The organism is Palaeococcus pacificus DY20341 (assembly GCF_000725425.1).
GTDB lineage: Archaea > Methanobacteriota_B > Thermococci > Thermococcales > Thermococcaceae > Palaeococcus > Palaeococcus pacificus.
In genome coordinates, this window is sequence record NZ_CP006019.1 from 1,281,917 (window position 1) to 1,300,205 (window position 18,289).

Sequence of the window (18,289 nt, forward strand, 5' to 3'; positions counted from 1 at the left end):
GAGTCATTAAAGAAAGAGTCCACCAGATATGAAGTCTTGGGATATCTTACCTTTTCTCAAAAGCCAGTCTACTTGGGTTCTTGTGTATCTGTACTTTATGTCTCCCCTTTCGTTTGTTTGTACTGGCCAGGGCTCAACTATGACGATATCACCTACTTTAACCCACATTCTCCTCTTGAGCTTTCCTGGAATTCTGCATCTTCTAACGTATCCGTCGGAGCATCTAACGTCCATCCATCCGGCTCCCAACGCCTGCTCAACTACACCAAATACTTGTCCCTCTTTTGGAAGGGGGACCCTAATAATTTCTTCACCTGTATTTTGAGAGTGTTTCTTTTTCTTATTTTGACCTCTTTTATATGCGCACATGAGCGCCACCTCCAACATTTCATCTTTGCAAAAATTTTCTAAAAATACTAAGAGTCAAGTATTTAAAAATTTTTGCATCGGATGCACTAAAATATTCAGCGCAATCATTTAAAAGTTCTTTGCTTTAGTCACTTGGGGGTTGTCATGGAGGTTGTGGAGGAGATTAAAAAACTCTGCCATGAACTTGGAGAGGAAGATGTAGTTAAAAGAATAGATTCTTTTGTAGCACTCAACGAAGAGCTGGAGTCAAAAAAGGGGAGAGAATTTATTGAGGCTAGTATTTACGGTTTCCTAGAAGGGGTTCTAATAACACTAAAAGGCAAAATTAGTGACAGTCAGCAAAAGGTGAAGGTTGAAGAACTTTTGAATGAGGTTCGCTACAAAAGAAAGGAGCTGGATGCTAGGTTTAAAAAGCCCTAACACCATAATTGATTGAACAACGAGAATCGCTCTGCTTTAAATTTTTAAAATAAAAAGAGGAGCTAAATGTTCATCTTCTGTAGCTGGTTTTCTGCTATATCTCCCACTATTGGGAACTTGTAGAGCTCTCCTTGGTATGCCTTCACTATTCCTAGGATCCAGAAAATAAAGCCTAGTAATGACAGCAGCAATCCTAGTATCCACCCTAGAAATGGTATAAATCCCAGCACTAAATTTATGATGAACAGCCCTAAAAATGTAATTGTTGACTGCATAGCATGGAATCTAACAAAATCGCTCTCTTTTTCTGCCAGCAGAAAGATTATCCCTGTTATGAATCCTAGTACATAAGCTAATGCTCCCTCGATGTTCTCTTCCAAACCGAGGGAAGTTTTCTTCTCTAGTTCACCAGTACTTTCCATATCAAAAACACCTCATTAATTTTGTAATATTAATTTAGGAATAACTCCATTAAATAGCTTTCCATAAATTTAAGTATGTGCATGAAACTTATAAATTTTTCAAGTAGCATTCCTCAACACACTCTTTTTAAAAACCGCAATTTTTAAGTAACAGCATCCCAACTAAATTCGGGGTGCTGGAAATGGAACTAAGCTATCACGAAAAGCTCACGCTCATAAAGTTAGGAGAAATAGGAAGCTGTAAAGTTGAAGAGCTTGTTGAGAGAACTAAGCTAGATCAAGTTGCTGTAATGAGGGCTATTCTTGGCCTCCAAAGCAAGGGCTTGGCAAAGCTCCACGAGAAACACTTCAAAGTAGTTAAGTCCACAGAGCTTGCTAAGAAATATGCTCAAATAGGCCTTCCAGAGAGGAGGGCGCTTAAAATTTTAGTCGAAAGGGGGAAAATAAGCTTAGATGACTTAAAAGATGTTTTAAGCGAAGATGAGCTTAAGCCTATAGTGGGACTTCTCAGAAAAGAGGGCTGGGCAAGTGTAAGAAAAGAAGAGGGAAAGCTGGTTTTGGAGATTACTGAGAAAGGAAAGCAAGCTTTGAGTCAAAAGCGTCCTATTGATAAGGCTTTAGAACTTCTTGCAGAGAGGAGCGAAGTTGAAGCGAGCGAGATTGAAAAGCTGGTATCCCTTAAGGAGATCAAACGAAGAAAAATTGGAGATGAGGAAAGCAAAAGTGAGAGAGAAGTGGAGATAACAGAAAAAGGTCTGGAGTTGGTTAAAACCGGGTTAGAGCTTAAAGAGGAAGTTTCATACCTAACGCCCGAGCTTATAACGAGCGGCAAGTGGAGGAACGTGGAGTTCAAGCGCTTCAATATAAAAGCCCCAGTTAAAGTAACTTATCCGGGTAAAAAGCAGCCTTATAGGGCTTTCCTCGATAAAATAAGACGCAAGCTTATAGAAATGGGCTTCATTGAAATGGAAGCTGAGAGTTTAATAGAAACTCAGTTCTGGAACTTTGATGCTCTCTTCCAACCACAAAATCACCCTGCTCGTGATTGGACAGACACCTACCAACTAAAGCACCCAAAGATGGGCTATTTGCCAAAGGAAGAGCTCGTTGAGAGAGTTAAGGCTTCCCACGAGCACGGCTGGGAGACTGGCTCAAGAGGATGGGGATACAAATGGGATCCAAGAAAAGCCATGCTTCTCATGCCGAGAGCACACGCGACGGCTTTGAGTGCGCGCCAATTGGCTAAAGGTGTCCAAATTCCGGGCAAGTACTTTGCGATCCAGAGAGTCTTTAGGCCCGATGTTTTGGATAGAACTCACTTAATAGAGTTTAACCAGGTTGATGGCTTTGTCGTTGGTGAAGACCTGACTTTCAAGAACCTCTTGGGCATTTTAAAGCGCTTTGCCGTCGAGATAGCCGGAGCGAAGAAAGTTAAGTTCCTCCCAGACTATTATCCCTTTACAGAGCCAAGCGTCCAAATGAGTGCCTATCATGAGGAGCTTGGGTGGGTTGAATTCGGTGGAGCTGGAATCTTTAGGGAAGAAATGACCAAAGCTTTGGGCATTGATGTACCTGTGATTGCTTGGGGAATAGGAATTGACCGTTTGGCAATGTTCAAGCTCGGAATTGATGACATAAGGTATCTCTTCAGCTATGACTTGAGATGGCTAAGAGAGGCAAAGCTCGTGTGGTGAGGTGAGAAGGATGCCAAAGTTCGATGTGTCTAAAGATGATTTGGAAAGACTCGTTGGAAAATCTTTCACAGTTGAGGAATGGGAAGACTTATTCCTTTACGCTAAGTGTGAGCTCGACGACCTCTGGGAGCATGAGGGTAAAATATACTTCAAAGCTGATGCTAAAGATACGAACAGGCCTGACCTTTGGAGTGCCGAGGGAATAGCGAGGCAGGTTAAGTGGGCCTTGGGAATGAAGAGAGGACTGCCAAAGTATGAAGTTGAGAAAAGTGACGTTGTTGTTTACGTTGACGAAAAGCTCAGAGATATTAGACCCTATGGAGTTTACGCCATAGTTGAGAACGTTAACTTGGATGAAGAAGCCTTCAAGCAATTGATCCAGTTACAAGAGAAGATAGCGTTAACTTTTGGGAGAAGGAGGAGAGAGGTTGCAATTGGAACTTTCGACTTCGACAAGATTAAACCGCCCCTTTACTACAAAGCTGTCGAGCCGAGCAAGATTAAGTTCATTCCGCTCAACTACGATAAGGAGATGACCGCTGATGAAATCCTAGAGAAGCACGAGAAGGGGCAGGAGTATGGGCATTTGATTAAAGGAAAGCCCTACTACCCCCTCTTAGTGGACAGTGAAGGTAACGTGCTCTCAATGCCACCCGTTATAAACTCAGAAACCCATGGAAAGGTCACCGAGAAAACAAGAAACATCTTCATAGACATCACTGGATGGCATTTGGACAAGATTATGTTAGCCTTAAACGTTCTTGTAACAGCTTTAGCAGAGCGTGGCGGGAAGATAAAGAGTGTTAAAGTAGTTTACAAAGACTTTGAGATAGAGACGCCCGACTTCACACCTAAGGAGTTTGAAGTTGAGCTCGACTACATAAAGAGGCTCACAGGCCTTGAGCTAACGGATGAAGACGTCAAAGAGCTCTTGGAGAAAATGTTCTATGAAGTTGAGCTCGTCAATGGGAAGGCAAAGCTCAGGTATCCAGCCTTTAGAGATGATATAATGCACCCGAGAGATGTTCTCGAAGACGTGCTTATAGCCTACGGCTACAACGAGATTGAGCCAGAGGAGCCGAAGCTTGCGGTTCAAGGTAAGGGCGAGGACTTCATCGACTTTATAAATGCCGTTAGGGACTTGATGGTTGGCTTTGGTCTTCAAGAAGTTATGACGTTCAATTTAACAAACAAAGAGGCTCAATTTGATAAGATGAACCTCTCCTCGGGAGAGCTCGTTGAGATTGAAAATCCCATAAGCCTCAAGTGGAGCGCACTGAGGAGCTGGCTTATTCCATCGCTTATGGACTTCTTAAGCCAAAACACCCACGAAGAGTACCCGCAGAAAATTTTTGAAGTTGGAAAGGCGACACTAATAGACGAGAATGCCGAAACAAAGACGAGAAGCGAAGACAAGCTTGCCGTTGCACTTGCACATCCCAAGGTGACGTTCACTGAAGCTAAGGAGATTTTGGATGGCTTAATGAGGCACCTCGGCTTTGAGTACGAGCTCGAAGAAATAGAGCACGCATCATTCATTTCAGGAAGGGTTGGAAAGGTTATCGTTGAGGGCAAGGAGCTTGGAATAATTGGAGAAGTCCATCCACAAGTGCTCGAAAACTGGGGTTTAGAGATCCCTGTTGCCGTCTTTGAAGTCTTTTTAAGGCCCCTCTATAGAGGGAGCTTTCTCTGAGTTCAAAACTTTTATTTACTATCTCTTCTAACTCTTTAGGGTGATACAATGAATGTGTATCTGTTCATAGCTATTATTTTGGGCATCCTTGTGGGAATAACATTCCCAAAAATAATGGAGAAATACAAATATGCAGGGCGAATCAGCATCATGCTCCTTATGGCCGTTTCAAGTTTGTGGTACTGGAAAAGCGGCATGATAAAGTCTTCCTATTTATTCTTCGAGATATTTACTTGGCTCTCCTTCGATTTCGTGGATTATATAGAAGAGAAGGGCATAAGGGCATTGATTGCCATTGTTTTGATAGCGATTGGAACTTTGGGGATAACTCTCTACGAATTTGAGATGACATTTATAGACATTTTAGGGATTTTAATGAGCGCCGGCTTGGCATTATACGGCTTTATTTATTTGGGCTTCTTGGTGAGGCCTGAAGAAAAGGAAGGTAGAAAAGTCTAGTTTTTCTCTTTCTTTATCCTCTTTATCAGTTGAGAAAGCATTAGCTCAAAGTTCTCTATTGCACTCCATATTTCAACATCTCTTATGCATTCTATCTCCATACTCTCACCCCCATTTTGTTGTACTCTGCTTTGAATTTAAGGTTTGTCTCGATTTATTTGTCGTAAATCCAAATAATCTGCTCTGTATACGGGAAATTTTGAACATTTTTCTTTGATATTTATAAAGGTTTACATAATGAAAGGCAAGGATGAGCAGAGCGCAGCACTTACGAACAACTATGCACATTAAGGTATTAAAGTTTGAAATACTAGAAGGCCTAAGATGCCAAAATTCTCATAAAGCTTATATATTATGAGAGATTTAAAAATTTTTTGGCGATAGAAATGAGGATAGCCTTAAAGATAGCTTATGATGGCACTAAATTCTTCGGCTTTCAGCGCCAAAAAGATGTTAAAACAGTTGAGGGTGAGATAATTAGAACGCTCCAAAAACTGGGCATAATCGAAGACCCAAAGAGGAGCAATTTCAAAGGTGCCTCTAGAACTGACAGAGGGGTAAGCGCCTTTGGAAATGTTGTGGCTTTTGATACGGAAAACCCAAAGCTTGCCACTCCAAGAATTTTAAACCACCATTTAAGGGATATATGGGTTCTTGGAATTGCCCAAGTGCCCGAGGACTTTCATCCGCGCTATGCTGCGAAGGAGAAGGTCTATCGCTATTACCTCGTGGATGAAGGGTTTGATTTGGAGGCCATGGAGCGCTGTGCACGGCTCTTCTTAGGAACGCACAACTTCTCAAACTTTGCAAAGCTGGAGGAGTTCAAAAACCCTGTGAGAACTGTTAAGGAGATAAGCATAACTCAAAAGAATGGGCTTATAATGATGGAGTTTGTAGGTGAAAGCTTCCTTTGGGAGATGGTCAGGAGAATAGCAAATGCATTAAAGCTCTGTGCTTTAGGCCTTTTGAGCGAGGAGGAAATAAGAGACATGCTCGAGCTAAAAAGTGATAAAAAAGTACCTCCAGCACCGCCAGAAAACCTCGTCCTATGGGAAATTAGATATCCCAACGCTTCATTTGAGCTGGATGAGTACTCCATAGAAAAAGCAAAAAGGGAATTTTTTGAGCGCTTCTCTGCGGCGGTGATTAAAGCGAGCATCTTTAGAGATTGGTTAGATGCCCTTTAGGTTTTTTCTTCTTGCTGCTTTCATCAATTCCGAACTCTTTTACAAGAGCTTTATCATAGTATTTGCCGTAGTAGGACATTAGGGCCTTTTGCCGCTCTATGAAGTGGGTGAACAAAAGAGGATCATTGTCGAGAACATCTACTATTACGGCACTTCCTCCGTTTTTGGGTCTCAAAGCCCTTCCAATGGTCTGGATGGTCATTATATCGCTCTTTCCGCCGCCTGCCAAGATTATTGCCGAAATTTCAGGTATATCAACTCCTTCCTTAAGCAACGTGGAAGTTAGGACATTTATTTCGCCGCTTTTGAATTTCTCGAGTATGTCCCATCTGTCCACTGTCTGTGAGCTTAAGAATTCTGCATTAATTTCCTTTTCTTTGAGCATCTTTACCAAATTTTCTCCATGCTCGATTCTCTTAACATCAATTAGAACCCGGTGTCCTTTTTTGGCAAGATTTACAGCTTCCTCAATTATTGCCTTGTTCCTCTCCTTGTGGTTCATCACCATTTCTTCGTAGAACTCTTTATAGCGCTCGCTGAAGGGAACTTTCTCTGACTCATACCTCAAAACTTTGAACCTTGGCTTTGCCAAAAATCCTTCCCTAATTAGTGTGTCCGCTTTGATCTCGTATATAACAGGCCCTATTGCACCTTCAATTTTTACCTCCTCTCCTTTAACGCGACGCCATGGAGTAGCCGAAAGCCCAAAGCGGTATTTTTGGGTAAGCCTCATTCCAAGCTCAAAGAACTTCTGTGCCGCCGATGTTCTGTGGCACTCATCAAACATTACAACCCCATAAGGCAGCTCCAGTTTATCCACTCCCCTCGAGAGGAGAGTTTGGATCATTGCAACGGTTATAGGCCTTTCTATCCAATTGTTGTCCCCAACTAAGCCAGCTTTGACACCTAAAACTCTTTCTATCTGTGTTGCCCATTGATAGAGGAGCTCCTTGGTGTGCACTATGATGAGTGCGGAAACCCCTAACTCATAAATTATTCTGAGGCCTACAATTGTCTTTCCGCTCCCAACTGGTAGTGCTAAAACGCCCATACCTGCCTTTAAGGCTTTTTCAACGCCTCTCTTTTGATACGGCCTGAGCTTTATTTCTTCGCTCCACTGTGCCTCTAAAGGTATGCCGTAAACTTTCCTCTCATCTTTGACCCTGAGCCTCAGTCCCTTTGACTTTAAGTATTCTCTAACTCGGGGTATAACCCCTATTGGGAATGAACGCTCGTAGGGGTCGTAAATGCTTTCTGATTTTTCCCACTTACCAAAATCCCGCTTATACGTCAACAGGTTTTCTATTAAAAAATATGCTTTAGGCGGTGCATTCACTATGATAGCCTTTGCGCTTTTATCAGGAATTTTCACGCTGACCGTCTTCATAGTCAATCAAAATAGACTCTCTTTCTTCTCCCTTTAAATGTCTTTTGCTGTGCAATATCTTTTAGTTAAAGCAAAAAATAATCATGAAAAAGCCTTTTCGTAGAGTTCAAAAGCCTTTTTCTCGGCCTTCTCAAGCATTTCCGCCTCATCTACAACTAAAATCTCTTTGTTGAGCATTAGTGGCCTTCCATTGACTATCAGTCCATCAACATCGCTTGCTCTCATTGAATAAACCGCTAAGGTAATTGGGTCGTAGAACGGCTTTAAGTGGGGTTTGTTCAAATCAATTAACATTAAATCGGCCAGGTATCCCTCTTCAATTCGTCCTGCTTTAAGTCCTAATGCCTTTGCACCGTTCTCTGTTGCTATCTTAAACACTTCCTCAGCCTTTGCTATCGTTGGGTCCCACCTGTGATTCTTTTGTGCTATGGCCATAACTTTCATCTCCTCAAACATGTCAAAATTGTTGTTGCTTGCAACGCCATCTGTCCCCAGAGTTACCAAAACTCCGTACTCCTTCATCTCCGGGTAGGGCATTACGCCAGCGCCGCCGCTCGCAAGCTTCATGTTGCTTATTGGGTTGTGAACCACTTTTACTCCGTGTTTTGCCAAAGTCCTAATTTCTGCTTTTGTAACCCAAACCGCATGAGCGGCCAAAACATTCTCATCTAAAAAGCCTATGTCCCCTAAAAGTTCTACAGGCCTCTTTCCATAGCGCTTTTGGATTTCATAAACCTCCCATCTCGTCTCCGCCAAATGTATCTGGATCAAAAGACCGTACTTATCCGCAAGCTCCTTAACTTTAAGGAGCGTCTCGGGTGAACAGGTGTAAGTAGAATGGGGGGCTATGCTCGGCGTTATAAGCTCATCATTTTGATAGTCTTTAGCAAAAGCTTCAGCAATTTTTAACATTTCGTCTGTACTCTCCGCTTCAGGGGATGGAAAGTCAAAAATCGTCGTTCCTAAAGTGCCCCTTAGCCCTAAAAGCTTCAGAACTTTGGCAACCTCATCCATAAAAAAATACATATCCGCTATTCCTGCAATTCCTGACCTTATGAGTTCTAAACCACCAATTATGGAGCCCCAGTAAACATGCTCCCTGCTCAGGTGCTTTTCCATTGGCCAGACTATCTTTTCGAGCCAGTCTTTAAGGACTAAGTCCTCAACAATGCCCCTCATCAGAGTCATAGCTAAGTGAGTGTGGGTGTTATAGAATGAGGGGAGAACGAGCTTTCCTCTCGCATCTATAACCCAGTCATCTTTATTCTTCTCCCCGTTTATGCTCACTATCTCTTTTTCTTCTATATAGATATCCGCTCTCTTTTTGTTCGGCAAAACCGCGTTTTTGATTAGCATGACACCACCGTTGTAAAACTACCGCCCACTCTTTTTAGGATTTTTGACACAAGGTTTTTATTTGATGAAACATTTCACATATTGGAAAATTATTTGGGGGTTCAAAAATGGGAGTTGAGAAGGTTCCAAAGTACGACATTCCAACGAAGAAAGTTGATTACGTTTTTATTGAGCTTGATAAGATGAAGCCTCACGAGCAGCTCGTTCAAAAGGAGCTTGAGGCCTTCATCGAGAGTGTTACCGGCTCGGGTCTCTTCTGGAAGCCCATGCTTTTGGCCAAGGTTCCAGGAGAGGACATGTACCTCATAGTTGACGGCCACCACAGATGGGCTGGACTCCAAAAGCTCGGTGCTAAGAAAGCCCCATCCGTGATTTTGGACTATTTCAGCGATGATGTGAAAGTTTACACATGGTATCCTGCTTTCAAGGGGGACTTAAATAAGGTTCTAGAGCGCTTAAAGGCAGAAGGCTTGGAGATCATTGAAAGCGAAGCTGCCGAGGAGAAGGCTGAGAAGGGTGAGATTGCCTTTGCTCTCGTCGGCAAGGAGAAGATGTATGAGATACCCGGTGCCCTCGATGAGCAGAAGAAGGTCAGTAAAGTTCTCGATGAGATGAGCGTAGAGGGCGAGATAGAGCTCATCTACTACGGCCTCAAAGAGGATGCAAGGGAAGACATGGACAAAGGCGAAATTGACTATGTGTTCATAAGAAAAGCCCCAAGCAAGGAGGAAGTTATGGAGCTCGTCAAGCGCAGTGAGGTTTACTCACCAAAGACTACAAGACACGTCTTGCCTTTCAACCCAGACAAGATTGACGTGAAGTTGGAGGAGCTCTTCTGAGCTTCTTTTTATTTAACCTTTTACGCCCTCAACTGCTAATTCTCAAAATGATGTAAGCAAAATATGATAACCTTTCCACAACTTTTTGCCTTCAGCTTGGGATATGCATATATACCTTCCACCAGTATTTTTTCATGGTGATTTCAATGCTCTTCAAGAAGAAAGGCCTCTTTACGGTTAGCGATGCCCAAAAAGTTATCGAGCTCGCAAGTGAAGAAAACGCTAAAGAAATCATAGTTATGTGCGAAGCGATAGATGACGATGCTAAACGGCGGCTCTGGGACTACGCCAAAGGCGTTGAGCTTATGAGTGATTTGACTGGTGAAGAAAGAAAAGTTAGGGTCGAGATTTTAGAGGGCTACGTAAGCGATAAAGTGAAAGGAATAGAGCTTTAAGCTAACGTTTAGAGTCCATTAGGGGATGATGATAACTCCCTGGATTGAGATATGATGACGACCGGTAGCTGACCCACAATTATCTAATTGCTTAATTATGTAGTTACACAATGCAACAATTGCATAAACACGGAAGCTTTATAACCTCATCTTCTCTTTTTTCTCCTATGCCAGCAATCCGCGAGGTAATAGAGGATTTAAAATCATTTGGTGAAGAGAGCGGCCTTTATGATAAGAGAATTTTGCTCTTATTTTCTGGTGGAAAGGACAGCAGTTTAGCGCTCTACCTCCTAAAGAAGGCCCGCTTTGATGTTGCAGCGCTCACGTTTAAGCACCGCTGGTCTTGGCGTGAGCCACTCCTCTGGGCGCTGAACTTTACAAAAGAGCTTGGAGTAACTCATTACATCGTCGATACGACCGAGGGGCTCTTGAGAGATGTTATAGGGAGAAAGGGCAATAAGATGTGCATGAAGTGCAAGAAGAGAATGCTCTTCAATGCTTACTACTTCGCCAAGCTCAACGGCTTCGATGTCTTGGCAAAGGGCGACAATTCGAATGATAAAATCATCGGAGCTCTGCTTGACCAGTGGAAAGGGGATATTAGGCTCAGCGGGATTCCGAAAATTGGAATACCCTTTTTTAGACCCCTTATAAAATACACCGCAAATGATGTTGAAGAGCTGGCGAAGGAAGCCAAAATAGAACCCCTCCGAATGTACGAACACGGCAGGAGGAGACAGTGGCGCGAAGGATGCCCTCTCCAATACCTCGATTATGAGAGTGTCATAACCGAAAAAAGCATGGACTTAGCTTATGAGCTTAATTTTGAGATAAGCAAGCTTGCAAGAAAGCACAAAGTTAGAATGAGCGTTTTGGTGCCCACATTTAAAATCATGTGCCACAGCTGCAACGAGGAAATTTTGGAGGAGGCTATGAGGATTATAAAAGAAGCGACAAAAAGATAAAAGCTCACAGAGCTTCTCTCAAAAGCTTGAGCATGCGCGGCTTTAAGAGAACTTTTGGATGCTTTATTAATGCTTTGAAGACTTCTTTGTAATCTCCTGCAGCCAGCTTTTCGGCATCGGCACCGCTTAGTGCTTGCACAGCGGCATCAAGCTCATCATCGCTTAGTTTTTCGCTTATTTGTCTTATCTTGAGGACTTTCATGAGCCTCTCTCCATCGTTTGTCCACCATTCGGTTGTGTAGTTTTCGAGAAGTTCAAGGTTCTCTTCCTCCAAAGCCTTCACTATCCACTTTGATGCTATTGTAGCAGCTTCCATCGCCTCGGCCATTCCTCCGCCATGCATTGGGTTCACTTGACGAGCTGCATCTCCAACCACAACGACATTTTCCTTTGTGAGCTCCTTTAAGAAGCCTCCAACGGGAACGCCGCCAACATTTACCTCAAGGATTTTTGTACCCTTAATGTTGTTCTCTTTGAGCCACTTTTCGAGATAGTATTTAGCAGTGTTTGGATTATCTCCATTGATTCCAATTCCAACGTTTGCTCTGTCTTCATCTTTTGGGAATATCCAAACATAACCCCTTGGGGCAACCTCATTTCCAAAGTAGAGGTGAATTAGGTCAGGATCAAATTCAAAGTCCTTTAAAATCATCTCGTACTCATAAGCGGAGTCAAGCTCATGGGGCGGCAAAAAGCTGTTTATTCCAGCCCACCTTGCGATTCTGCTCTCAACACCATCGGCAGCGACGATTATGTCAGCGTTAATCTCAAGGGTCTCTCCCTCATGCTTGGCTTTGAGTCCAACAATTTTTCCATTTCTCCTTATTAGTCCGATGGCTTCGGTTTTTGCCATCACATCAGCGCCCGCTTTCGCTGCATAATATGCGAGCATCTTATCAAAGATTTTTCTCTCTAATATAACACCGCTCGCTTTATTATAGCGGAGCTCAAGCTTGTGTCCATTTGGAGAGTATATAGCAGCACCATAGATTTCCCTATTGATAAAGCGCTTATCATAGGGAATATCATACTTCTCAAAGGTTCCAATGCCGAGGCCCTCTCCGCACCTCTTTGGCGAACCAATCTCGGCTTTTTTGTCTATTACAAGAACGCTATATCCCTGCTTTGCAACGTTTCTTGCTAAGATTGGGCCAGCTATACCGGCTCCAACTACAACGACATCATAGTGCATAGTTCATTCCTCCTCCAAAGGTTTTGCACTCAAAGCCCCAACTGGACAAGCTGCAATACAAAACTTACATGAGATGCACCTATCTTGGAAGAAAATCCATTCATCGTTCTCAAGTACTATACTTTCTTTTGGGCATACCGCAACACAGGAGCCGCATAAGTAGCACTTTTCTTTAGTAACCTCTATTTTAATCCTCTGCAGTGCCATATTTGACCCTCCGATTCATTGAGATTTTTTCTTTAATGCTTCTTCATCTATCTTAATGACACCGTCTTTTATTATTAACGGAACAAATTTGTTAAGCTCTTCAGCCTTCTTTAAAACTTCCCTTTCCTTCAGGTTCAATATGTCACTGAGGTTATCCACTGTGGCCTCATTATACAAAAGCAGGTGATGGAGAATAGCTAATTGCGTCATATCGCCTATCTCTTTGAGGTATATGTCTTTTATTTCCTCAATGAGCCAGTTTCTATAGCTCTCAATATCCTTAAGGGCATCTAAGATGCGGCTTAACTGTTCGTTAGATCCTATAAAATCGATTATCATGTCTGTTAGGTTGTCATGGGATAGTTTTAACTCTTCAAGATTAATGTTATATTTTCCTAGCTTCTCTGGAGCTTCATGTAAATCTAGTCCCTTGTACCAGAATAGGTTTGGAGTTACGGTGGCTATATATGTCCTAGAGAACGTTATTTGGTAATACTTCCTTGTGGGACCTATAAACGTGCCCTCTTTCTCATAGGACTTGATGATGCCTTCCCTCTCCATTATCTTTAGATGCTTTGAGACGGCTGTTGATGATACATTAACTTTGTTACTTAAGAGACTAAAATAACATTCAGTACAAGTTAAATGACTCAGTAAATCCCTCCTAACCTTATTCCCAAGGATGTAAAATATATCAGGCTCAGACATGTTCCCCACCTACCCAAACTTGTGGCGTAAAGTTTATATATTGTCCACTTTAACCTTTGGTTGATAACTTTAAATTTGCAAAGGTTTAATTAAATTGTTGCATCCAGAGGTTATAAACCTTTAGATTGAAGTTGGAGGTGTGAAGAATGGGACTGATTAGCGATGGAGACAAGAAAGTTATTAGGGAGGAGTTCTTCTCAAAATTAACTAATCCAGTTAAGATTATCGTCTTCATTGGAAAAGACCACTGCCAGTACTGTGAACAACTAAAGCAGCTCGTTCAAGAGGTTAGTGAACTTAGCGACTTGGTGAGCTACGAGATCCATGACTTTGATAATGAGAAGGAGCTCGCAGAGAAGTATAGGATTGACAAAGCTCCTTCACTTGTAATTACCCAAGACGGCAAAGATTTGGGTGTTAGATACTTTGGACTTCCAGCAGGGCACGAGTTCGGAGCTTTCCTTGAGGACATAGTTGACGTTTCAAACGGTACTACAGACTTAATGCCTGAGACAAAGGAAGCCCTTAAGAACATTGACAAGGACGTCCAAATATATGCTTTCGTTACACCAACATGCCCATACTGCCCAATGGCTGTTAGGATGGCCCACAAGTTTGCTATTGAGAATGCATTGGCAGGAAAGGGCAAGATCCTTGGAGATATGATTGAGGCTATTGAGTACCCAGAATTGGCAGACAAATACAGCGTTATGGCCGTTCCAAAGGTTGTAATTAGGGTTAACGGCGAAGACAAAGTTTCATTTGAGGGTGCATATCCGGAGAAGATGTTCCTCGAGAAGCTCATGGAAGCCTTAGAGTGATTTCTTCTTTCTTTTCTCTAAAAATTTAAGAGGACAAAAATTAACTGAGCCTTTCTTTTGCGGCAATTAAACGTTGAAAGACAGTAATCCACGCCAACACAGCAACTATATAAACACCAAGCTCGACTCTATTTAACAAGGCGAAGAGCACTAGGATTATTAAACGCTCTGCCCTTTCTGCTATTCCTATGGCTAAGCTGCCGCTTCCCGCTAATTCAGCCCTGCACCTCTCATAGCTTACCAAATATGCCCCAATCAGCGTGATAAAAGCAACCTCCCACCTTACAAGCCCACCATAAGCAATTCCAAACAGTATTGCTCCATCGCTTACTCGATCAATTGTGGAATCCAAAAAAGCGCCGAAGCGAGAGGTTTTGCCTGTCAGTCGAGCTAATGTCCCATCTAGAGCATCTACCAAAGAGCCAAAAATTAAAATCAAAGCCGCTACTCTCTGGGCTCCAAGGGAGAAGTAGTAAGCGCTCGCGAGTGTTATTAAAAACCCTATAAGGGTGAGCTGGTTTGGAGTTAGGCCAAGCTTTGCCAAAGGAGATACAATAGATTCCAGATATCCTTTGACCTTTGGCCGGTACTTATTTAGGACCATCCTCCTCACTCCTCTTTCTCGAGTGTGATCACTTTTTTGCCTCTTTCCTGCGGGATTATTTTAACTTTGGCATTTTGGAACTCTTTCCTAAGACCTTCTCCCTTTAAGAGCCTGTCCAAAAAGACGGCCAAAGCCGCAACTTCACTGTGCGGCTGATTGCCAACGCCTATGTTGTAGTCTGCTCTCTCATAAACGTCCCTTGGAACTTTTTCAGCTCCAACCACAATGAGCAGATCCTCTCCTCTTTCTAAGTCCTCCTCAACTTTAGGAAGAGCATCATCTATATGTAGGCCATACATGGTAAGGTGGACTATCTTCCCTTTCCATTCCCTTAAAATCCTGCGCCAGTTCTCGTTGAATTCAATGAAGAAAGGACCTCCCCATCTCTCCACAACATCCTTAACGCTTTCCTCAACGTGCTCATCTTCTGTGGTTATGATTATTCCATCCGCTCCAAACGCCCTCGCTGTTAGGGCTACATGAGTTGTTATCCTCTTATCCCTCTCCGGTCTGTGTCCCAAGCGCAAAACTACAATCATCCCAGTCCCTCCCTTAATATTTTCCAGTATTCTTCAAAATCATCTGGATAAGGCTTATTTTTGTAAAATTCATGTATGGTTTTAATGTTTTTCCCGATGTCCCCGGCACTGTATTTTGTTAGCACATAATTGAGCTCGTCCTTAGGGGCTGATGCCAATAAAAATAGAGCAAAAAGTTGCTCATTTTCATCCATATCCATGAGTATCTTATTAAGCTGGATCCTTCCTGTCGGAGATGTTCTCTTTTCAATTTCTTCTATTAGTGTCTCTTTAATTTTTGCGGTATATTCACCGGTCACATCAATGTGTTCATGCCCCTTTAGTTCTTCCGGAGCTTGAGCAACCAATCTATAACCTCCGTCCGTTAACATTTGATAGAGACGAGGGAAGAAGGATGTAGCTATGTACTCTCCCCTGCTTCCAAAAAAGCCCCTCTCAAAATCTACAACATACCATTCTCCATTTGAGTAAAATTCAGAGACTGCTTTCAAAGTGCAGTCCCCACCGTTGTACAGCGTCACAAGTCTGGAGGGAACATTTAAAGCCCTCATCATGCCGACAAAGAGTATTTGTCCTTCATCATAGCTTATCTTTCTTTGCTCTGCTATGTTGATGGGCTCAAGAGCTGTCGTTGTGTCCCCAAATGTGTAGTTATCCCTTATCCAATTATAGACGTTCTTTGCCGCATCTACCTCGGATTTTGCTCCCTCTGTCAGTCCTTTAATGTATGGTGTTAGGCTCTCTAGGTCTCCGGTTATTTCAGCTTTATATTTTTTTATCCAGTATCCGTCTACAATGTAGGGATCGACTATCCAGCCATACTTGTCTTTATAAGCCTCTTTCAAAGTTTCTCTGTCGTGAATCCAGGGCCTCCAGAGGACTTCAACATCACCGCTCAGCACTTTTTTAACTTCCGTTCCACCTTCATTATAGCTCACAAATATGGTTATGTATCCTTTTGAGTGCATGTATTTTGCTTTCAATGTATAATTGACCAAAACGGTTTCCTGCGGGGGAATTTTATCCGGTAAAGTGCTTTGGGAGCTCAGTTCTATTCCCTCTGAAAGATAAATGTTAACCTCTCCCACTTTTACAGTTTTGTCCCCTATATTCGTTAAATTGAGCGTTAACTGAAACTCTTCTCCCCCTTCCAGCGTAGAAGAGGATATCCCAAAGTTCAAGAGAAGTTTGCCCTCTTTATTTTTACTGTTAGAATTGCTTCCTTTTACAACTGTAATCACAAACTCTCTATATTCAAACCACGCTCTATGAAGCTCATCTATAAAATTTATGCGCAACTTTATGGGATACGTCCCAGGGGCTAAAGGTGCTTTTAAAACCCACACTAGATCGGCGCTTTCTCCAACTTTCAGGAAGCGGGGAAATTGAGGATATCTAATCACTATAAATCCGTCGGGAATATCACTTAAATCTTCCATTCCGACAAAAGCAACTTTTCCCGTGTTATTAAACGTTAAGGTTATATAAAAGGTCTCACCTGGCTCAACGACATTTTTATTTAAGGAAAAGTTAATGGTATAGGGGGGTTTATAAATACATCCGGAAGCCAGCACCAAGAATGCTACAAACAGAGCGTATTTTTTAAATTTGTCCACTTACTCCACCCAAAAGCCTTTAACATTTGCAGCTTAATAAACTTTAGGTGGTACTATGATAACGCTTACAACTGATTTCGGGCTCAAAGCACCATATGTAGGCGAGATGAAAGGAGCAATACTTTCGATAAATCCTGAAGTTGAGTTAATAGATATAACACACTCAATAACGCGGCACAGCATTTTAGAAGGCTCCTTTGTGATGGAGCAGATTGTGAAGTATTATCCAAAAGGCACAATTCATGTTGGAGTTATTGATCCGGGGGTAGGCACTTCGAGGAGGGCTCTGATCATAGAGGGGAGCCAATTTTTAATAGTTCCCGATAACGGCCTTGCGACATTGCCGCTAAAACACATAACTCCAAAAGCAGCCTATGAGATTGATATAGGAAAGATGGAGGGAATAATCGGGAGAAAAATAAGCACTACGTTCCATGGGAGAGACGTTTTTGGGCCAGCAGCAGCTCTTCTTGAGCTTGGGTATGAACCATCCCGTTTGGGAGAGGAAATAGACATGGAGAGCATAATAAAACTTGACTTAAAGCCTAAGAAAAGCGGAGATGCCTGGCTCTTAAAAGTTATATACATCGATGAATTCGGCAACGTGATTCTAGGCCTAGAGGACTACGAAAAGCCAACCTACATTGAAGTTAAGAGTATTAGAATTCCCTACAAGGACACCTATGGCGAAGTTGGTAAGGGAGAGCTCTTAGCTTTGCCAGGAAGCCACGATTACTTAGAGATAGCTGTCAATCAGGGCTCTGCTGCTGAGATTTTAGAGGTTAATGTGGGCGATGAGCTGGAGGTGAAGCTTGTCTATTAAGTTCAAAAATTTGGGCTTTGGAGGTGAAGGTATGAGAGGTCTCTTCATCGGGCGTTTTCAACCCGTTCACAACGGACACTTAAAGGCCTTAGAGTTTATTTTCAAGGAAGTGGATGAGCTTATAATTGGAATTGGGAGTGCACAAGTTAGTCACACGTTAAAGAACCCATTCACAACGAGTGAGAGAATGGAAATGCTCCTAAGGGCTTTGGACGAAGCTGGCTTTGATAGGGGAAGATACTTCCTAATCCCGCTCCCAGACATAAACTTCAACTCAATCTGGGCTCCTTACGTGGAGTCCATAGTTCCAAAGTTCGATGTAGTCTTTACAGGAAACTCCCTCGTGGCTCAGCTCTTTAGGGAGAGAGGATACAAGGTCTTTGTCCAGCCCATGTTTAGGAAGGATATTCTCTCGGCGACGGAGATAAGACGTAGGATGCTTGAAGATGAGTCCTGGGAGAATTTAGTTCCAAAGAGTGTCGTGGAATACATCAAGGAGATTAAAGGTGTTGAGAGGATAAAGATGCTCGCAACGAACTTGGAAGCCAATGAGAAGGAATTACAAGCCCCCATAAGGATTCCGGAGTTTTAAA

Annotated in this window: 21 protein-coding genes; 11 read left to right on the plus strand and 10 right to left on the minus strand. The window is 42.6% G+C overall.

Annotated elements, in window-relative coordinates; all coding sequences use genetic code 11:
* Positions 1–6: 6 nt before the first annotated feature.
* Positions 7–369 (minus strand): translation initiation factor eIF-1A, encoded by a 363-nt coding sequence (gene eif1A, locus PAP_RS07035; RefSeq protein ID WP_048165337.1) that lies wholly within the window; start codon positions 367–369, stop codon positions 7–9.
* 144 nt (positions 370–513) lie between these two features.
* Here eif1A and PAP_RS07040 point away from each other — a divergent pair, with 144 nt between their 5' ends.
* The gene (locus PAP_RS07040; RefSeq protein ID WP_048165338.1) at positions 514–789 is read left to right on the plus strand and encodes a DUF3216 domain-containing protein; all 276 of its coding nucleotides are present in this window, start codon (positions 514–516) and stop codon (positions 787–789) included.
* Between the two features lie 62 nt (positions 790–851).
* Here the strand turns inward: PAP_RS07040 and PAP_RS07045 are convergent, their stop codons facing one another.
* On the minus strand, positions 852–1,211 hold the full coding sequence (locus PAP_RS07045) for a DUF4870 domain-containing protein (RefSeq protein ID WP_048165339.1): 360 nt from the start codon (positions 1,209–1,211) through the stop codon (positions 852–854).
* A gap of 182 nt (positions 1,212–1,393) precedes the next feature.
* On the opposite strand from PAP_RS07045, the gene pheS reads away from it, so the two are divergent.
* The 4 genes from pheS (at position 1,394) to truA (ending at position 6,244) form a co-directional block, all read left to right on the plus strand.
* Positions 1,394–2,905, plus strand: a complete 1,512-nt coding sequence (pheS, locus tag PAP_RS07050) for a phenylalanine--tRNA ligase subunit alpha (RefSeq protein WP_048165340.1) — start codon at positions 1,394–1,396, stop codon at positions 2,903–2,905.
* Between the two features lie 10 nt (positions 2,906–2,915).
* On the plus strand, positions 2,916–4,598 hold the full coding sequence (gene pheT, locus PAP_RS07055; protein WP_048165341.1) for a phenylalanine--tRNA ligase subunit beta: 1,683 nt from the start codon (positions 2,916–2,918) through the stop codon (positions 4,596–4,598).
* 48 nt (positions 4,599–4,646) lie between these two features.
* Positions 4,647–5,057 carry a hypothetical protein gene (locus PAP_RS07060; protein WP_048165342.1) on the plus strand — a complete coding sequence of 137 codons (411 nt, stop codon included), beginning with the start codon at positions 4,647–4,649 and terminating at the stop codon, positions 5,055–5,057.
* A 386-nt stretch (positions 5,058–5,443) separates the two neighbouring features.
* Entirely contained in the window at positions 5,444–6,244 is an 801-nt protein-coding gene (gene truA, locus PAP_RS07065) for a tRNA pseudouridine(38-40) synthase TruA (protein WP_048165343.1), read from the plus strand.
* Here truA and PAP_RS07070 read toward each other — a convergent pair.
* Both PAP_RS07070 and PAP_RS07075 read right to left on the minus strand, forming a co-directional pair.
* Positions 6,219–7,631 carry a DEAD/DEAH box helicase gene (locus PAP_RS07070; protein ID WP_048165344.1) on the minus strand — a complete coding sequence of 471 codons (1,413 nt, stop codon included), beginning with the start codon at positions 7,629–7,631 and terminating at the stop codon, positions 6,219–6,221. The two genes, truA and PAP_RS07070, sit on opposite strands and share 26 nt — an antisense overlap.
* A gap of 81 nt (positions 7,632–7,712) precedes the next feature.
* Entirely contained in the window at positions 7,713–8,987 is a 1,275-nt protein-coding gene (locus PAP_RS07075) for an amidohydrolase (protein ID WP_048165345.1), read from the minus strand.
* A 107-nt stretch (positions 8,988–9,094) separates the two neighbouring features.
* Here PAP_RS07075 and serK point away from each other — a divergent pair, with 107 nt between their 5' ends.
* The 3 genes from serK to PAP_RS07090 all read left to right on the plus strand — a co-directional run bounded on the left by serK (position 9,095) and on the right by PAP_RS07090 (position 11,186).
* Positions 9,095–9,826: an L-serine kinase SerK gene (gene serK, locus PAP_RS07080; protein WP_048165346.1), complete on the plus strand. Its 732-nt coding sequence runs from the start codon at positions 9,095–9,097 to the stop codon at positions 9,824–9,826.
* 146 nt (positions 9,827–9,972) lie between these two features.
* Positions 9,973–10,221 (plus strand): hypothetical protein, encoded by a 249-nt coding sequence (locus tag PAP_RS07085; RefSeq protein WP_048165347.1) that lies wholly within the window; start codon positions 9,973–9,975, stop codon positions 10,219–10,221.
* Between the two features lie 167 nt (positions 10,222–10,388).
* Positions 10,389–11,186, plus strand: coding sequence for an ATP-binding protein (locus tag PAP_RS07090; RefSeq protein ID WP_048165348.1), 798 nt, complete (start codon positions 10,389–10,391; stop codon positions 11,184–11,186).
* A 4-nt stretch (positions 11,187–11,190) separates the two neighbouring features.
* Here the strand turns inward: PAP_RS07090 and PAP_RS07095 are convergent, their stop codons facing one another.
* Genes PAP_RS07095 through surR form a run of 3 tightly spaced genes read right to left on the minus strand, consistent with a single transcriptional unit; the run spans position 11,191 to position 13,293 of the window.
* Positions 11,191–12,378: a geranylgeranyl reductase family protein gene (locus tag PAP_RS07095; protein WP_048165349.1), complete on the minus strand. Its 1,188-nt coding sequence runs from the start codon at positions 12,376–12,378 to the stop codon at positions 11,191–11,193.
* A gap of 3 nt (positions 12,379–12,381) precedes the next feature.
* Positions 12,382–12,585: a DUF362 domain-containing protein gene (locus PAP_RS07100; protein ID WP_048165350.1), complete on the minus strand. Its 204-nt coding sequence runs from the start codon at positions 12,583–12,585 to the stop codon at positions 12,382–12,384.
* A gap of 15 nt (positions 12,586–12,600) precedes the next feature.
* On the minus strand, positions 12,601–13,293 hold the full coding sequence (surR, locus tag PAP_RS07105) for a sulfur metabolism transcriptional regulator SurR (RefSeq protein ID WP_048165351.1): 693 nt from the start codon (positions 13,291–13,293) through the stop codon (positions 12,601–12,603).
* A 146-nt stretch (positions 13,294–13,439) separates the two neighbouring features.
* Between surR and pdo the strand changes: the two genes are divergently transcribed.
* Entirely contained in the window at positions 13,440–14,114 is a 675-nt protein-coding gene (gene pdo / locus PAP_RS07110) for a protein disulfide oxidoreductase (protein ID WP_048165352.1), read from the plus strand.
* Between the two features lie 40 nt (positions 14,115–14,154).
* Here pdo and pgsA read toward each other — a convergent pair whose 3' ends face one another.
* From pgsA to PAP_RS07125, 3 genes are read right to left on the minus strand one after another with little or no spacing between them, the layout of a single operon-like run.
* Positions 14,155–14,718: an archaetidylinositol phosphate synthase gene (pgsA, locus tag PAP_RS07115; RefSeq protein WP_048165353.1), complete on the minus strand. Its 564-nt coding sequence runs from the start codon at positions 14,716–14,718 to the stop codon at positions 14,155–14,157.
* Between the two features lie 5 nt (positions 14,719–14,723).
* Positions 14,724–15,257 carry a tRNA (cytidine(56)-2'-O)-methyltransferase gene (locus PAP_RS07120; protein ID WP_048165354.1) on the minus strand — a complete coding sequence of 178 codons (534 nt, stop codon included), beginning with the start codon at positions 15,255–15,257 and terminating at the stop codon, positions 14,724–14,726.
* Positions 15,254–16,873 carry a COG1470 family protein gene (locus PAP_RS07125; RefSeq protein WP_048165355.1) on the minus strand — a complete coding sequence of 540 codons (1,620 nt, stop codon included), beginning with the start codon at positions 16,871–16,873 and terminating at the stop codon, positions 15,254–15,256. The genes PAP_RS07120 and PAP_RS07125 overlap by 4 nt, the downstream gene beginning before the upstream one ends.
* A gap of 55 nt (positions 16,874–16,928) precedes the next feature.
* On the opposite strand from PAP_RS07125, the gene PAP_RS07130 reads away from it, so the two are divergent.
* Positions 16,929–17,696 (plus strand): SAM hydrolase/SAM-dependent halogenase family protein, encoded by a 768-nt coding sequence (locus PAP_RS07130; RefSeq protein ID WP_048165356.1) that lies wholly within the window; start codon positions 16,929–16,931, stop codon positions 17,694–17,696.
* A 31-nt stretch (positions 17,697–17,727) separates the two neighbouring features.
* Positions 17,728–18,288 (plus strand): nicotinamide-nucleotide adenylyltransferase, encoded by a 561-nt coding sequence (locus tag PAP_RS07135; protein WP_048165986.1) that lies wholly within the window; start codon positions 17,728–17,730, stop codon positions 18,286–18,288.
* Position 18,289: the final 1 nt, after the last annotated feature.

What these genes read in the sequence shown, in the direction of transcription:
- PAP_RS07060 (WP_048165342.1), top strand. Translation starts at nt 4,647, where the DNA reads ATGAATGTGTATCTGTTCATAGCTATTATTTTGGGCATCCTTGTGGGA.
- PAP_RS07045 (WP_048165339.1), bottom strand. Translation starts at nt 1,211, where the DNA reads ATGGAAAGTACTGGTGAACTAGAGAAGAAAACTTCCCTCGGTTTGGAA.
- PAP_RS07075 (WP_048165345.1), bottom strand. Translation starts at nt 8,987, where the DNA reads ATGCTAATCAAAAACGCGGTTTTGCCGAACAAAAAGAGAGCGGATATC.
- truA (WP_048165343.1), top strand. Translation starts at nt 5,444, where the DNA reads ATGAGGATAGCCTTAAAGATAGCTTATGATGGCACTAAATTCTTCGGC.
- PAP_RS07095 (WP_048165349.1), bottom strand. Translation starts at nt 12,378, where the DNA reads ATGCACTATGATGTCGTTGTAGTTGGAGCCGGTATAGCTGGCCCAATC.
- PAP_RS07130 (WP_048165356.1), top strand. Translation starts at nt 16,929, where the DNA reads ATGATAACGCTTACAACTGATTTCGGGCTCAAAGCACCATATGTAGGC.
- pheT (WP_048165341.1), top strand. Translation starts at nt 2,916, where the DNA reads ATGCCAAAGTTCGATGTGTCTAAAGATGATTTGGAAAGACTCGTTGGA.
- PAP_RS07085 (WP_048165347.1), top strand. Translation starts at nt 9,973, where the DNA reads ATGCTCTTCAAGAAGAAAGGCCTCTTTACGGTTAGCGATGCCCAAAAA.
- PAP_RS07100 (WP_048165350.1), bottom strand. Translation starts at nt 12,585, where the DNA reads ATGGCACTGCAGAGGATTAAAATAGAGGTTACTAAAGAAAAGTGCTAC.
- PAP_RS07135 (WP_048165986.1), top strand. Translation starts at nt 17,728, where the DNA reads ATGAGAGGTCTCTTCATCGGGCGTTTTCAACCCGTTCACAACGGACAC.
- PAP_RS07040 (WP_048165338.1), top strand. Translation starts at nt 514, where the DNA reads ATGGAGGTTGTGGAGGAGATTAAAAAACTCTGCCATGAACTTGGAGAG.
- serK (WP_048165346.1), top strand. Translation starts at nt 9,095, where the DNA reads ATGGGAGTTGAGAAGGTTCCAAAGTACGACATTCCAACGAAGAAAGTT.
- surR (WP_048165351.1), bottom strand. Translation starts at nt 13,293, where the DNA reads ATGTCTGAGCCTGATATATTTTACATCCTTGGGAATAAGGTTAGGAGG.
- pdo (WP_048165352.1), top strand. Translation starts at nt 13,440, where the DNA reads ATGGGACTGATTAGCGATGGAGACAAGAAAGTTATTAGGGAGGAGTTC.
- pheS (WP_048165340.1), top strand. Translation starts at nt 1,394, where the DNA reads ATGGAACTAAGCTATCACGAAAAGCTCACGCTCATAAAGTTAGGAGAA.
- pgsA (WP_048165353.1), bottom strand. Translation starts at nt 14,718, where the DNA reads ATGGTCCTAAATAAGTACCGGCCAAAGGTCAAAGGATATCTGGAATCT.
- PAP_RS07070 (WP_048165344.1), bottom strand. Translation starts at nt 7,631, where the DNA reads ATGAAGACGGTCAGCGTGAAAATTCCTGATAAAAGCGCAAAGGCTATC.
- eif1A (WP_048165337.1), bottom strand. Translation starts at nt 369, where the DNA reads ATGTGCGCATATAAAAGAGGTCAAAATAAGAAAAAGAAACACTCTCAA.
- PAP_RS07090 (WP_048165348.1), top strand. Translation starts at nt 10,389, where the DNA reads ATGCCAGCAATCCGCGAGGTAATAGAGGATTTAAAATCATTTGGTGAA.
- PAP_RS07120 (WP_048165354.1), bottom strand. Translation starts at nt 15,257, where the DNA reads ATGATTGTAGTTTTGCGCTTGGGACACAGACCGGAGAGGGATAAGAGG.